The organism is Lewinella sp. 4G2 (genome assembly GCF_001625015.1).
In the GTDB taxonomy this organism is placed as follows: domain Bacteria; phylum Bacteroidota; class Bacteroidia; order Chitinophagales; family Saprospiraceae; genus Neolewinella.
In genome coordinates, this window is sequence record NZ_LVWJ02000014.1 from 1,564,338 (window position 1) to 1,578,582 (window position 14,245).

Here is a 14,245-nt window from a genome sequence, read left to right on the forward strand (position 1 = left end):
TATGACTAAAGAAGAAATACTTGGTGTATTAGACAATTATCCCACTTTGCGGTTACGCAAATACCCAAGTAGAATTGAAGGGGACTTCACCATAAAGGATGCTAACGGTGCCGCCCTCGCTACCTATCCGATAAGTATAAGATTGTATCAACAAAGCTTCAAAAAGTACTTCCCCGTAGTTTACCTACTCGACGACTCGTTAACTAGAAGTGCAGATCGTCATATATATTCTTCAGGGCGACTATGTCTCGCTACCGATTTTGCTCAAGCCATCTACTATAGAGATCATAAACTAGGACTACAGGAGTTTCTGGAACTAGTACTAGCACCATTTCTAGCCGCGCAAACAATGATAGAAGAGGGCTTGGCCACCAACGTTTTTCCAAAAGGTGAACGAAGCCACGGAACTTTAGGAATTGTTGAAGAATACTGCGCTTTTTGGAATGTGTCCACTCCAGAAAATGCTCTAACCTACATGGAGGCCTACCTACTATCCGGCTCCAAGCAACGTAACATCCCTTGTATATGCGGAAGCGGGATAAAGTATAAAAGGTGTTGTCTAGCAAAGGTTAACACTATCAACTTCATCGATCGCGAATTAATTAAGAATGACTCCATAAAAGTCCGGACTTGGATAGATAAGGGCAAGCCAAATGAAAATCATAATTTCAACCAGTGAGTGAGCTTGGGCCTCGAGCCTTCCTAAAAAAGCGACCCTTCCAAAAAATCACCCACCCCAAATCCCACCCAAAACCCCCATCAACCACCCCCGCAACACCAACCCATCCACCGTATAATTATTCACCATCACCGCAAAGGCCAGCTCCCGCCCATCCCGCGCGGTGGTGTAGCCGGCGTAGCAGCGGACGGCGTGTAACGAACCGGACTTCGCCGACAGCCGGCCCTCCGCCCCCGTGCCGCGGAGGCGGTACTTTAGGCTACCCGACCGCCCGGCAACGGGGAGGGTGGATCGCCAGGCGGTGTTGGCGGATTGGTCCCGCAGCAGGGCCGTCATGAAGCTGGGGGAGAAGAAATTGCGAGGGCCAAGGCCGCTACCGTCCACGAGGTGGAGGGAAGCCGTGGGCAAACCCCGTTCCGCCAGCCAATCCCGGATGGCCTGGGCACCCGTCGCCTGGTTGAGGGCGCCACCGCGGGCTTTGCCGATCTCCCGGAGCATAGCTTCGGCATACAGGTTATTACTCCGCATATTGGTCCTTTCAATCAATTGCAGCAGGGTGGGGGAGGTGTACACGTCGAGCGACTGGTACTGGGAAAAACGGACGCCCCCAACCGTCCGGTCGGATTCCGGCGGTAAGGATACCGAAATACCTTCCGCCTCCAGATATTCCGACAGCGCCCGAGCTGCGTACAGCGCGGGTTCGGGGATGGAGCCCCGGATCGTAAAGCGTTTCGTCCCCACGGGGATGCTCCCCCGCACTACGGCCCGGTCGTCCAGCGGGGCGGCGTAGATGTAGGCCTGGTCTCCGCTCCCCTTCGGGCCACTGGTGAGTTCGTTGATGAGGACCAGCCCCTTCATCTCCGGCCTGGTCCCCTTGATGACCGGCGGCGTCCCCAACGTACTCCGCTGGATGAGGTCCAGCGAATAACTATTCTCGTGGATGTTCAACCCGTAAGCCCCCGCCCCGTAGTAATTCCCGAGGTCGGACCACGGCCAGTCCGCCGCCGCCCCGTCCGTCCCGAAGTAACTCGCATCACCCACGACGCGCCCTTCAATCCGCCGAATACCCGCCCGGGCGACGGCCGCCCGCCACCGCTCCAGCAACGCCGGCAACCGGGGCACGCCATTCATATAAGGACTGGCCAACGACGGGTCACCCCCACCAACTATATAAAGGTCTCCCCGCAGGGTCCCATCAACTACCGTACCGGTCATCACTAACTCCGTCGTAAACCGGTGGTCCGGCCCCAGAACGTCATAGGCCGCTGCCGTCGTCACCAACTTCAACGTAGATGCAGGAATCAATGCCTGCTCCGCTGCGTGGGATGCCACCCGCTCCCCCGTCGCCAAGTCAATCACGTCAATACCAATGGAGGCCCCGGCCAATTCCGGCCGATCAACAAATTCCGCAATCCGCTCGGCGAGGGTAGTCTGCGCTCGTAGTCCCACGGACTGTGCACACAGTCCCACCATCACCAGTACTCCGATAACAGTTCTATACATAGATTCTACATCAGACTTCCGATCCCGGTAGGGATCACCATGATAGCCCGGGATCAGAAGAACCAAAGGTTCTGAAAGATCCCGGGAAACTTTAAGACGTTAGATTTTAGACCTTAGATTTTAGACGTAGTACGGTCTAAAATCTAACCTCTAAATTCCCACCAACCCCGCACCCGCGGCAGCGCCCAATTAAGACCTTAGATTTTAGACAAGGCTTCGGTCCAACGTCTAAAATATAAAATCTAACGTCTAAAATCCTCACCGAATTACCACCCGCTGCGTAAACTGCCGTGCCCCAGATTGCACCCGCAGGAAGTAAACCCCCTGCGCCAGCGCGCTCACGTCCCACTGCGTACGGCCGGCGCCTTCCACGCGGTAATCCCGCAAACGGCGGCCGGTGGCGTCGTAGAGTTGGCCGTCGAGACCGTCCGTCCAGACGCCGCTGAGGTTGATCGTCAGGGCATCGGTGGCCGGGTTGGGGAAGATCGAAAGGCTGCGGTCCTCGCCGAAGAAGCGGGTGCTCGTACCCTCGAAGGTGAAGGACCGGACGTTGCTGACGTCACCACCACAAGATTCATTCTGGCTGGTAACGCGCCAGTACAGCGTGCCGCCGGCGGGAAGATTTGCAATGGTCACCTCATTTTGCGTCGTCGTCTCCGAAGCAATGGGCGACGCAAAATCATCCGTCAAACTTACCTCCACGGTGGAACTTTCGGTATTCTGATCGGGGGACCAGTTGAAGGTGACCGCAGCTTCCGGCAGTTCCGCCATGTCGGCGGGGCTGTTCAACTCACTCGCACCGGCCGCAGCGAGTAGAGTGAGGGGGACGCTAATCTGACGGGCAATACCTCCGTCGGCGGTGACCTCTACGTCCAACGTGTAGTTGCCCGAGAAGAGGCCGTTCCAGTTGCTGAAGTCCAGTACAAGGGTGCCCTGGTCAAGGTCTAGCGTGCTGGTAAAGTTATTCAGTTCATCAAAACCAATGTTGACGCTCACGTCGGTACTGGCATCGTAGCTGGCACCTAAGTTGAGAACGAGGTCGCTACCACCGGTCGGATCGTTGAGGCAGGCCTCGAGACCATTGCCCTGTGCCTGTACCGAGTAATCAGTGACTTGGCCAGAGGCGGAACAAACGTCGATGCCAAAGAAGTTAAGTTGGCCACCGTCCTGGTTAGCCCCGTCCGTCAGGCGAAGCGTCCAGGTACCGACGGAAGATGAGGTGCTGAAGGCACCAAATGATTCCGCGGGTTGGTAACTCCCATCGATCGAGATATCGTTGGTCGAACAGGCGCCGTTGAAGTCCGCGCTGGTCAGAATGGCGGTTGGCGTAAACGTGACGCGCATGTTGTCGCCACCACAACCACCGTTGCTCGGAGGGGTGAAGAGTTGGATGGTGGTGCCGTCAGGGCTGGTGAGCGTTGCGGAAAGGTCACCAATGAAACTGTGGTCCAGTTCTACGGTCACCTGCAAGTCGCCTACATCAAAAGCCTCCGCTACGTCGAGGGTGGCCGTAACTACGGGCGCACCCGAGGCAGAAATGGTTAAAGGCAGGTCCGTACTCACTCCCTGAGCGCACACCTGGTTAGAGGTGGCAAAGGCAGCAACTCGCCATGGGCTAGCGCCACAAAGGGAATTGGCCCGGACGCGGTAGAAGTAATTGGTTCCGGGATCAAGCAAACCGTCAATGTCCAGAATGGTGTTGTCGATACCGTCCACGTCGATCACGAGGCCGGTGAAATCGGCGGTGGTGGATACTTGCACCTCGTAGTCGCTGGCGTTGGCCACTGGGTCCCAAGAGAAATTGGTCAGCAAAGAAACTTCCGTAGCACCATCGAGCGGTTCAAGAATGATGGGGGAGATGGCTTGCGCATCGAACAGATCGAGCGTCAACGTAATATCGTCGCTCACCGAGCCACCCGTGGCACGTAGCGTGATGGTGTAGATACCTACGGCAATATCGCCCCCCTCCACGGTAAAGGTCACGGTTTCACCCGGCCCGGCGGTAGTGCTGGAAAGGCTGGTCGTAAGACCATCCGCACCCTCAACTACGCTGATGTTGGTACCGTTAGGGAAGTTGTTGCCCAGCGTGAGTTCAAAACTGGTATTGTTACTGGTGCAATTCTGCTGGCAGTTATCGTCCGTCGTAACGATGGCACCTACCTGGGTGAAGTCGAAGCCGTCCATCTGCGTGAGGCCGGTGCCGCAGGGGTCAAGCCAGCCCTTGATGCTGGTTTCGGGGGTGCCGTCGCCTTCCCAACTGGCCGTGAAGAAGCCGTACTGATCGTAACCGGTAGGGTTGTCGCAGGAAGCTGCACCGCGCCATAATTGGCCCCGAACGCGCTTAAAGCGATCGAAGAGGGGAGAGCCGGAAGAGCCTCCTTCGGTAGTTCCAATATCCCACTGGCTCACCGTAAGGAAGCGGCCGGTATTGCTTTCCGTGAAGGGGTTGACCGCCGACCGAAACACGGTGCTGTAAGTGAAAGAGATGCGTTTTTCATCCACCCCGGGGTGGTGAACGGCGATAATGGTATCGGTAGGCGCTAATTCTTCCAGCGACCAACCCGCGTAAAAGGGGTTGGCGGCGGGGTTGACGGGCTCTTCCAACCGCGTTAGGGCCATATCGGAGTTAGCGGAAGCGGCGAGGAAGATGGCACCGGAGTTCGCAATGTTGCGGTTACCGAAACCCAGCTGCCCACTCTGCGTGGAGCCGGGCTGGCGGCAGGTGGGGCTCTCGAAATTCCAGTACGTTACCACGCTCTGGTCGTTATTAGGGCTGATTGCACAGTGGTTCGCCGTCATGAAAAATGGCGCACCATCTTCGTTGGCGTTGTTGATCAGGAAGCCCGTACACTGGTCGCGGCCACCGAGCGTGTACGCGGCCACCGAGCGAATAATATCGCGGTAACCATCCACAATTCCCCAACCGTCTTCGTCGCTACACACCACGTCGAGATTACAGCTGCCGGACAGCGACTGGCGCACGTCCTCAAAATCGTGGTTCACGAAGGTGAGGTACAGCTGCACTTCCTTCTGCTTGCCGGTGGGCACGCGCAGTTCCACTACCAGCTCGTCGCCACCCACGATGGGCGTCCAGAGTTCATTGTGCTCGGCGTTGTCCGATGCGGTAAAGGGGCCGATGGCCTCCTCGTTGGTCGTCAAATACAGGCGGCCACCCTCGGGCAGGTTATATTCGGAGAAGCCCAGGTTCAGCGTCTTCGCGCCGGGGCTTTTGAGGCGCAGGATCCACACGTCCTCGTTCCCGTCCGTAAACCATTCTCCCGAGTTGCCGGGGCGGTATTGGGTGGGGATGGCCACGGCAAACGTCCGTGCCCGGCCGGGGCGGCGCTGGGCGAGTTCGTCACGGAGCAACGCGTCATTATCCTGGGCTGGCAGGATCTCGAGTTCGAACTTATTCAGTTGTTGGTAGCTGAGATTATGCTGGGCCTGGGCGCTGCCGCAGGTGCAAAGGAGGAGGGCAAGTAAACTACCCGCCGAAAGTAAAAAATGGCGCATCGATGTAATTTGTGTTCCAGTAGCGAAAAAACAGAGCCAACGGGGAGCGATAGGTTTTGGGAAGCGCCGACAAATTATCTTCCGTAAGCACCTTTGAACGACACTCTTGCCGGGAGCAACAGTGAGCATTCAGTTAGAACTCAGGATAAAATTTGTCAAGCGTGGCCAAAGGGGCAAAACCTCGTTATACTCTGCCGCACAAGGTAAGGCGTGGCCAGCGTCGGGAAATATTTACCCCACTCGTTTGTAAGGAAAAATACAAAGCCGTACCTTTGCGGGCCGTAAGAAACCGTCGGTAGTGTCAGCCGCTTCCGATCCCAAACTCTAAGAGAAAATGAAAAGAACGTACCAGCCCTCGAAGCGCAAGCGCGTCAACAAGCATGGTTTCCGTACCCGTATGAGCTCCAAGAGCGGCCGTAAGCTGCTCGCTCGCCGCCGTGCCAAAGGCCGCCACAAGCTCACCGTAAGCGACTCCACGTACACGAAGTAAGCCCCTCACCGCACCGCGGTAGCTTACGACGAAAGAATCACGCCCTTCCCTGGCTCCGGCTGGGGAAGGGCTTTTCTACATTTGGGTAGGGGGTGGTGATTGCCCGTCAGAGTATATGCTCCAACACAGTCTCGCCCCACGAACGCAGTGAGCAGACACGTGCGGCAGCCAATCAAGAATCGAGTATCGAGTATCGAGAATCGAGTATCGCCAATCACCTTGGAGGACGACATCCCTCCCGCTGCGCTACATCGCTGCCGACGCTCCATGTTCCATCGCAGTCTCGCCCGACGAACGCAGTGAGCAGACAAGTGCGGCAGCCAAATCAAGAATCGAGTATCGAGTACCGAGAATCGCCAATCAAACAACCTTCTTCTCATACCAAGCCCTCAACCCCATAAAAACCCCGTAACTAACCAGCCCCACCCCCGTCACCAGCATCATCGCGAGGCCCCAGCCCCAGCCTTCCAGATAGGAGAGGGCTTCGCCAACACCGCGGAATTCCGTCCCGTCGTACGTCCTCGCTACTTCAAAGAGGCTGTACCCCATAATGAAGTAGACGGCCGCTACCCCGCCGAGGCCAATGCGCCCGATGGTCCTAAACCATTTGCTTTGCACCTGCGTCAGCGCCCAATCGTCCACGTCCCGCATGTGCTGGTTCTTAATGCCGACGTACAGCGCCGAGAGCCCCGCGCCGATCACCGCTAGCGCAATCCCGTAGGTGATGTACTGCCCAAAGGGGAAACCGAGAATGATCTGTAGCGCATCTTGGCGAATATCGCCACCAGTCCGGGCCCGGAACAGCCGCCGAAAAGCGTAGATCGCCAGCGCGCCGTAGGCTCCACCCACGATGAGGCAATTGAGCCGGTAGTACAGCGCCAGCCAGGAAGTGCCCCGATCAAATGGGTCAAAAAAAGCTTCGTACACCCGCCACAGGGCGTAGCAGAGGATGCCACAGCCGAGCAGAAGAAACACCGCTTGGCCGTAAGGATTCGCCCCCAGCCACGCGATGGTCTCTTTGGGCCCGCCGGTACCGTAGGAGACCCCCAGCACGGTGCCGAGGCAAAACAGCCCCATCAGCAAATAGACGAGCCCCTTAGCAAAACTGCCAACCCGAAGGAGAATATTGGCCGTCGTACGGTGTGCTTGCATGACTATTAGTCTTGTCCGAAGAGGAAAGATGAAGCAATTGCTCATTCACCCCGGCCTAGAACCCCGAGGCCGCCGAAAGGGTGCGCAAATTCACCAGAAATATTGCCGTGGCGCAAAAGACAAATTCGCCCGTCGTACCTTCGCGTACGTTTTCAGGGCAGGCACCGGAATTTCCCAACCGCCGCCCCTAAAGCCAATTACCATGGCCGTAGACGTACTACTAGGTCTCCAGTGGGGAGACGAAGGAAAGGGCAAGATCGTTGATGTGCTCGCCCCCCAATACGATATCATTGCTCGCTTCCAGGGTGGCCCCAACGCCGGGCACACGCTGATCTTTGACGGCCAGAAGTTCGTCCTCCACACCATCCCATCCGGCATCTTCCGCCCGGGCCTCCAGAACCTGATCGGTAACGGCGTCGTCATCGACCCCATCACCCTCGGGAAGGAACTCGACAAACTCGAAGCCGCCGGTGTGGAGTACAAGGACCGCCTGTTCGTCTCCCGCAAGGCCCACCTCATCCTCCCGAGCCACCGCCTGTTGGATGCGGCCCGCGAAAACGCCAAGGGCGACCGCAAAATCGGTTCCACCCTCAAGGGCATCGGCCCGACGTACATGGACAAGACCGGCCGCAACGGCCTCCGCGTCGGCAACGTCGAAGCACCCGACTTCCGCGAACGCTACGAGGAACTGAAGGAAAAGCATAAGCAGTTGGTCGGCCTCTACCCCTTCGTGGAGTTCGAACTCGCCAAGGAAGAAGAAGCCTGGTTCAAGGCTGTAGAACGCCTGAAGGGCCTCCAGTTCGTCGACGGCGAATTCTGGATCAACGACGCCATCAAGGCCGGGAAAAAGATCCTCGCCGAAGGCGCCCAGGGTTCCATGCTCGATATTGATTTCGGTACCTACCCCTTCGTGACGAGCTCCAACACGATCACCGCTGGTGTGTGTACCGGCCTCGGGATTGCCCCCCAGCAGATCGGTGAGGTCATCGGCATCACTAAAGCTTACTGTACCCGCGTTGGTGGCGGCCCCTTCCCGACGGAACTCCACGGCGAAACCGGCGAATTCCTCCGCAAGGAAGGCGGCGAATTTGGCGCCACGACCGGCCGCCCCCGCCGTTGTGGTTGGATCGACCTGGTGCAACTCCGCTACACCATCATGCTGAATGGCGTAACTCAACTCGTCGTCACTAAAGTGGACGTCCTCAACAACTTTGAGACCCTCAAAGCAGCGGATGCCTACAACGTGGAAGGTAAGATCTCCCGTACCCTGCCCTTCGACCTGGTTCACGAAAACTACGAAGTCGTGTACACCGACGTCCCCGGCTGGAACAGCAACCTGACCTCTGTAAAGGAAGAAGCGAATCTACCGCAGGCGTGTATGGATTACGTGCGCTTCCTGGAAGAGAAATTGGAGACGCGGGTGAGTATGGTGTCTACTGGTCCGGATCGGGAGGAGTTGGTGACTAGGTAGGACGCTGCGCTTTAGGACGCTTTGCTTTGGGACGCTTTGCTTTAGAACGCTTTGCTTTGGGACGCTGCGCTTTGGGACGCTGCGCTTTGGGACGCTGCGCTTTGGGACGCTGCGCTTTAGAACGCTTCGCTTTGGGACGCTGCGCTTTAGGCTACCGCACGTGCCTTCACGTCGGAGCCATGCGGTAGCCTAAAGCGAAGCGTCCTAAAGGGCTCTGCCCGTTCTAAAGCGCAGCGTTCTAAAAATGCTTCCACCCCTGCGCCGTCACCGGATGAATGTTCCCCCCCGTCGTATGCAACATCACCCCGTCAGATTCGTGGACGATCTCGCCGGAAATGTAGATGTTGGGTAGGAAACGCACCTTCTCCACGTCCTTCGGGTCGATGGTGAACAGCAGCTCGTAATCTTCGCCTCCGGAAAGGGCTACCGTGATGGGGTCCATATTGAACTCCAACGCCTGCAACTGGGCTTCCTGGCGGATGGGAACATTGCCTTCTTCCAGAATTGCCCCAACCTGGCTGGACTTACAGATGTGAAAGATCTCACTGGCCAACCCATCGCTGACGTCAATCATCGAGGTGGGGATGATGTCGTTCTTGGCGAAAAGGTCGACCATGTCTGTCCGCGCTTCGGGACGGAGGATGGCGGCGTACAACTCCTTATTCTCCTCCTTCATTTGGGGCTGCATCTCCGGGTTTTCGAGGTAGACCTGTTTCTCGCGCTCCAGTAATTGAAGCCCGAGGTAGGCGCTGCCCAAATGCCCCGTGACGCAAATGATGTCACCCACCTTTGCCGTACTCCGGCGGGTGATCCGTTCGGCGGGGGCGCGGCCGATGGCGGTTACGGAAATGATTAATCCTTTGAGGGAACTCGTCGTATCTCCACCCACCAGGTCCACCCCGTAGTGTTCGCAGGCAGCGTGGACGCCGGCGTAAAACTCCTCCAGCGCTTCCACGCTGAACCGGTTCGAAATAGCAATGCTGACCGTGATCTGCTGCGGCCGTGCATTCATCGCACAGATGTCACTTACGTTGACGGAAACCGATTTGTAGCCGAGGTGCTTCAACGGCGTGTAGGCAAAGTCGAAATGGATGCCCTCCACCAGCATGTCGGTGCTCACCACGAGTTGCTCGGGGCCACCGGTATCGAGGATCGCGGCGTCGTCACCCACCCCGAGGATGGTCGTTTGTTGCCGGTTCTTGAATTGCTTCGTCAGGTGGTCGATGAGGCCAAATTCGCCGAGGATGTTGACGTCGGTTCGTTGCTGGTTTGCCATAGTGCTATTTGTGTTCGCGGCCCCGCCTGAGGACGGGACGTGTTTGTCGCCCCCGCGGGTGCAAGGTTGGGAACCATGGGGGGTGGGGAATGGTTGGGTGGGCCGGTAATTTCCATCTCCCCCGCCTACCGATCCTGGAAGGATCACCATTCTAGCCTGGACCACGCAGTAGCCGCGGCGCGAATCAGACGAACCGCAAGGTTCGGAGAGATCTCGGGCTAACATCCCAGGCTAAAATCCCGGGTAAATATCCCAATCTAAAATTCAAGGAAACCTCCTTCCCCTTCCCCGCGCCGCCGGCTCCACCCGCAACCCCGGCACCCCAAACCAAACCCGAAACAAAAACCCCGCCAGCACCCCAAAGACAAACCCGCCAATGTGCGCCCACCAGGCTATCCCGCCGGAGGTGTCCCCCAAACTCTGGTAACCCGCCGAAGACTGCTGGTAAAACCAAAAACCCAGGAACAGAAAGGCCGGTACGCTGATCCGAAAAAAGAAGAGGTAGCCCTTAATGTTGGACTTCGGAAACATCACAATGTAGGCCCCCATTACTGCGGACAGCGCCCCACTCGCCCCCACGGCCGGAATGGCGCTTCCGGGGTTAAAATAGATGTGGCAAAGCCCCGCCGCCAGTCCACCCAAGAGGTAAAAGATGACGAAGGTTACGTGCCCAATGGACGCCTCAATGTTATCCGAGAAGATGTACATGTAGAGCATGTTCCCGATCAGGTGCATCCAGCTGCCGTGCAGGAACATACAGGTGAAGAGCGTGAAATAATCCTGCCCGTTCTCGATCTCTACGGGGATGCAGCCAAAGGTGTACACAAACTCCTGCCCGGCCGGGCCCAGCGAGAATTGGTACAGGTAGATCAGGACGTTTAGCCCAATGAATATCCAGGAAAAGATGGGGCGGTACCCTTTGTGTACCTGGTCATCACCAATGGGAAAGAACATGGCGCTTGGGTTGAAAGGCTAGAGATCGAAAGAAAGTAGGGGAAGTAGACCCAGCCTACAGCGCATTCGTACTCACCAGCAACTTATAGTCTCCCGCATCAATCCGTTTCCCTTCCTTAGGGTAGGGCGTCAAACCGAGGATGTTGACGACAATGTCGCCGGAGATGATCCGTTTGGCGGTTTTGTAATCCGCCGCAACCTTGGCCACTTGCTTGATGCCGCCGGGCAATTCCACCACCACTTCCGCTTCGCCGGCCTGAATACAATCTACGCCCTCGGGGCAGCGGCTATCGGTTTGGACTTCCACGAAAGTCAAGCTGCCGGTGTATCCCTCCACCATGATGGTTTCGCCGGGCTTAAGCGTCGTCTCCTTACCCATTTCGGTGGTTTTAGCGTTAGCCATCCCGCCGGCCACGCTGGCTTTGGGGGTACAGGAGAAAGCGAGTAGAGTAGTCGCGGCGAGTAGGAATAGTAAACGGTACATAGCTTGGTTTTTGTGTAGACCCGTAAGGTAAGCACCGAACGGGAGGGGCGGGTTCGCTGCTAATCAGCTTACCCATCTTTTTCTACCCATTTCACGGCACCTGCGGCCGCGCCCAACTATTTATAAACGTGAAACTTTACTATTGTCCCGGGACGATTCTCGTTAAAACTTGCCTTACACAAATACACCACATGCAAAAGTTACTACTATTCCTAGCCCTGCTAGCCCTTACCCCCATCCTGTCCGCCCAGGATGCGCCTTCGGATGACGATGAAAAGAAGGAGGAAAAAGAAGAAAAAGACCCCTACGCGGACCTACTCGAAGAGGCGGAGGTCTCCCGCGGCCTCTTCAACGTGATCTCCAAAGACGAAAAGACCTACTTCGAGATCCCCACCGATCTATTGGAGGACGAGATCCTCATCGTCAGCCGCATCAGTGGCCACGTCAAGGGCCTGAACTTTGGCGGCGCGGGCATGAAGAGCCGCCCCCAACAGGTCATCCGCTGGCAGAAAAAGGGGAAGAAACTGCTCCTCCGCAGCGTGAGCTACAACAGCATCGCCAGCCCGGATCTGCCCATCTACGAATCCCTGCGCAACAACAACTTCGAGCCCATCATCGCCGCCTTCGAGGTGAAGGCCGAAGGCCCCAACGAATCCAGTGTGGTGGCCGACGTCACCAGCTTCTTTACTACCGACGTGGCCATGATCGGCGCCCTCCGCGACAGCGAACGCAAACGCTTCGGCATCAAAGGGCTGGATAAGAGCCGGAGCCTCGTCACGAGTACAAAGGCCTTTCCCGAAAACGTGGAGGTCCGCCACATCCTGACCTACAACGGGAGCAAATTGCCGGACAACGCCGTTACCGGCACGCTCTCGGTGGAGATGAACCAGTCCTTCATCGTCCTGCCGGAGGACCCCATGCAACCCCGCGTGTACGACCCCCGGGTGGGCTACTTCAGCATCCGCCAAACCGATTACGGCTCCGACGCCCAGAAGGCCGAAAGCCGCCGCCTCATCACCCGCTGGCGCCTGGAACCCACCGATATGGCTGCCTGGGAACGCGGCGAACTGGTCGACGTGAAGAAGCCCATCGTCTACTACATCGACCCCGCCACGCCGGAAGATTGGGCACCCTACATCATGCAGGGCGTCAACGACTGGCAGAAGACCTTCGAAGCCATCGGCCTCAAAAACGCCATCATGGCCAAGCGCGCGCCCACCAAGGCGGAAGACCCCGACTGGAGCCCGGAAGACGTGCGCTACTCCGTCATCCGCTACGTGACGACCGATATCCAGAACGCCCAAGGGCCACACGTCCACGACCCCCGCACCGGTGAGATCCTGGAATCCGACATCATCTGGTACCACAACATCATGAAACTGCTCCGTAACTGGTACCTGATCCAGACGGCCGCCGTTAACCCGGAAGCCCGCACGCCGAAGTTTGAGAAGGAAGTGATGGGTGAGCTCATCCGCTTCGTCTCCGCCCACGAGGTCGGCCACACTCTCGGCCTCCCCCACAACATGGGTTCCTCGGCGGCCTATTCCGTGGACCAGCTGCGTAGCCCCGGTTTCGTCCAGAAAAATGGCACGGCACCGAGCATCATGGACTACGCCCGCTTCAATTACGTCGCCCAACCCGGCGATAAGGACGCCGGCCTCCACCCCGCCATCGGCCCCTACGATTACTACGCCATCGCTTACGGTTACACCCCCATCCCCGGCAAGTCGATGGAGACGGAAAAGCCCGTCCTCAACGCTATGGTGAAGGAAAAAGCGAGTGACCCCGTTTACCGCTACGGCCCCCAACGCGGCAATGGCCACGATCCCAGCGCCCAGACGGAAGACCTGAGTGGCGACGCCGTCCTGGCCTCTGATTTAGGTGTTAAAAACCTCCAGCGCATCCTCCCCAACCTCGTGGAATGGATGAGCGAAGACGGTAAGTATTTCGACGATTTGGAGGAAGCCTACGGCGCCCTCATCGGTCAGTTCCGTCGCTATGCGGGCCACGTGGCCAGCAACGTCGGGGGCGTCCACGAGTGGCAGCGCACCTCTGAGGAAGGCAAGGTCGTCTACGAAGTAGTAGACGCCGAGCGCCAGCAAAATTCCGTCGACTGGATCAACCGCCAAGTCTTCACCACCCCCGAATGGTTGCTCGACGAGGCCATCCTCAACCGCATCGGCCCCAGCGGCGTGGCCAACCAGATCGAAGGCCTCCAACGCACCGCCCTGCGCACTCTTTTCAATACCGATCGCCTCAACCGCCTCGCCGAACAAAAGGCCCGTAATAAGAAGGCTTACGGTTTAATGGATCTCATGCGCCAGACCACCGAAGGTGTATTCACCAAGGATAATACCCGCACCACCTACGGCCGCACCCTTCAAACCAATTTCGTCGACGGCCTAGTTAGCGTCCTCCAAAATGACCGCGCCGCAGCCGACGTTCAGGCCGCCGCCCGTGCTACCCTGAACAAGCTTTCCATCGACCTTTACGAAGCCACCGCCAATAAGAGTATTACCACCCTCCGTGGCATTAATAATACTATATCCCGCAGTGGCGATCTCGACGAAAAAGCCCTCATCACCGGTCATCAACTAGACCTCGCCAACCGCATCAACCTTGCCCTTAACGGCTTCGATGCCCTCCTCGAGAAGAGCAAATAACCGCAGTTGGGACGTTAGAAGTTAGATTTTAGATCTTAGACTGAACCATATCTAAGGTCT

General features: G+C 57.4%; 10 protein-coding genes. 4 read left to right on the top strand and 6 right to left on the bottom strand.

Translation table 11 applies throughout. The features are described 5' to 3' along the window. Position 1 precedes the first annotated feature (1 nt). On the top strand, positions 2 to 679 hold the full coding sequence (locus tag A3850_RS07385; RefSeq protein ID WP_068215224.1) for an SEC-C metal-binding domain-containing protein: 678 nt from the start codon (positions 2 to 4) through the stop codon (positions 677 to 679). A 48-nt stretch (positions 680 to 727) separates the two neighbouring features. Here A3850_RS07385 and dacB read toward each other — a convergent pair whose 3' ends face one another. Both dacB and A3850_RS07395 read right to left on the bottom strand, forming a co-directional pair. After that, positions 728 to 2,182: a D-alanyl-D-alanine carboxypeptidase/D-alanyl-D-alanine-endopeptidase gene (gene dacB / locus A3850_RS07390; protein WP_082921674.1), complete on the bottom strand. Its 1,455-nt coding sequence runs from the start codon at positions 2,180 to 2,182 to the stop codon at positions 728 to 730. 258 nt (positions 2,183 to 2,440) lie between these two features. Next, on the bottom strand, positions 2,441 to 5,695 hold the full coding sequence (locus A3850_RS07395) for a proprotein convertase P-domain-containing protein (protein WP_068215226.1): 3,255 nt from the start codon (positions 5,693 to 5,695) through the stop codon (positions 2,441 to 2,443). Positions 5,696 to 6,029: 334 nt separating this feature from the next. Between A3850_RS07395 and rpmH the strand changes: the two genes are divergently transcribed. Continuing rightward, positions 6,030 to 6,185 (top strand): 50S ribosomal protein L34, encoded by a 156-nt coding sequence (gene rpmH / locus A3850_RS19505; protein WP_076639931.1) that lies wholly within the window; start codon positions 6,030 to 6,032, stop codon positions 6,183 to 6,185. Positions 6,186 to 6,545: 360 nt separating this feature from the next. On the opposite strand, the gene A3850_RS07405 is transcribed toward rpmH, so the two are convergent. Then, positions 6,546 to 7,337: a DUF1206 domain-containing protein gene (locus A3850_RS07405; RefSeq protein WP_068215228.1), complete on the bottom strand. Its 792-nt coding sequence runs from the start codon at positions 7,335 to 7,337 to the stop codon at positions 6,546 to 6,548. A gap of 202 nt (positions 7,338 to 7,539) precedes the next feature. On the opposite strand from A3850_RS07405, the gene A3850_RS07410 reads away from it, so the two are divergent. After that, positions 7,540 to 8,808: an adenylosuccinate synthase gene (locus A3850_RS07410; protein ID WP_068219533.1), complete on the top strand. Its 1,269-nt coding sequence runs from the start codon at positions 7,540 to 7,542 to the stop codon at positions 8,806 to 8,808. A gap of 238 nt (positions 8,809 to 9,046) precedes the next feature. On the opposite strand, the gene thiL is transcribed toward A3850_RS07410, so the two are convergent. The 3 genes from thiL to A3850_RS07425 all read right to left on the bottom strand — a co-directional run bounded on the left by thiL (position 9,047) and on the right by A3850_RS07425 (position 11,522). After that, positions 9,047 to 10,084 carry a thiamine-phosphate kinase gene (gene thiL, locus A3850_RS07415; RefSeq protein ID WP_068215229.1) on the bottom strand — a complete coding sequence of 346 codons (1,038 nt, stop codon included), beginning with the start codon at positions 10,082 to 10,084 and terminating at the stop codon, positions 9,047 to 9,049. Between the two features lie 264 nt (positions 10,085 to 10,348). Beyond that, positions 10,349 to 11,038, bottom strand: coding sequence for a rhomboid family intramembrane serine protease (locus A3850_RS07420; protein WP_068215230.1), 690 nt, complete (start codon positions 11,036 to 11,038; stop codon positions 10,349 to 10,351). A 55-nt stretch (positions 11,039 to 11,093) separates the two neighbouring features. Further along, positions 11,094 to 11,522: a hypothetical protein gene (locus A3850_RS07425; RefSeq protein WP_068215231.1), complete on the bottom strand. Its 429-nt coding sequence runs from the start codon at positions 11,520 to 11,522 to the stop codon at positions 11,094 to 11,096. A gap of 191 nt (positions 11,523 to 11,713) precedes the next feature. Between A3850_RS07425 and A3850_RS07430 the strand changes: the two genes are divergently transcribed. Further along, the gene (locus A3850_RS07430) at positions 11,714 to 14,185 is read left to right on the top strand and encodes a zinc-dependent metalloprotease (protein ID WP_068215232.1); all 2,472 of its coding nucleotides are present in this window, start codon (positions 11,714 to 11,716) and stop codon (positions 14,183 to 14,185) included. The last annotated feature ends 60 nt before the right edge of the window (positions 14,186 to 14,245 follow it).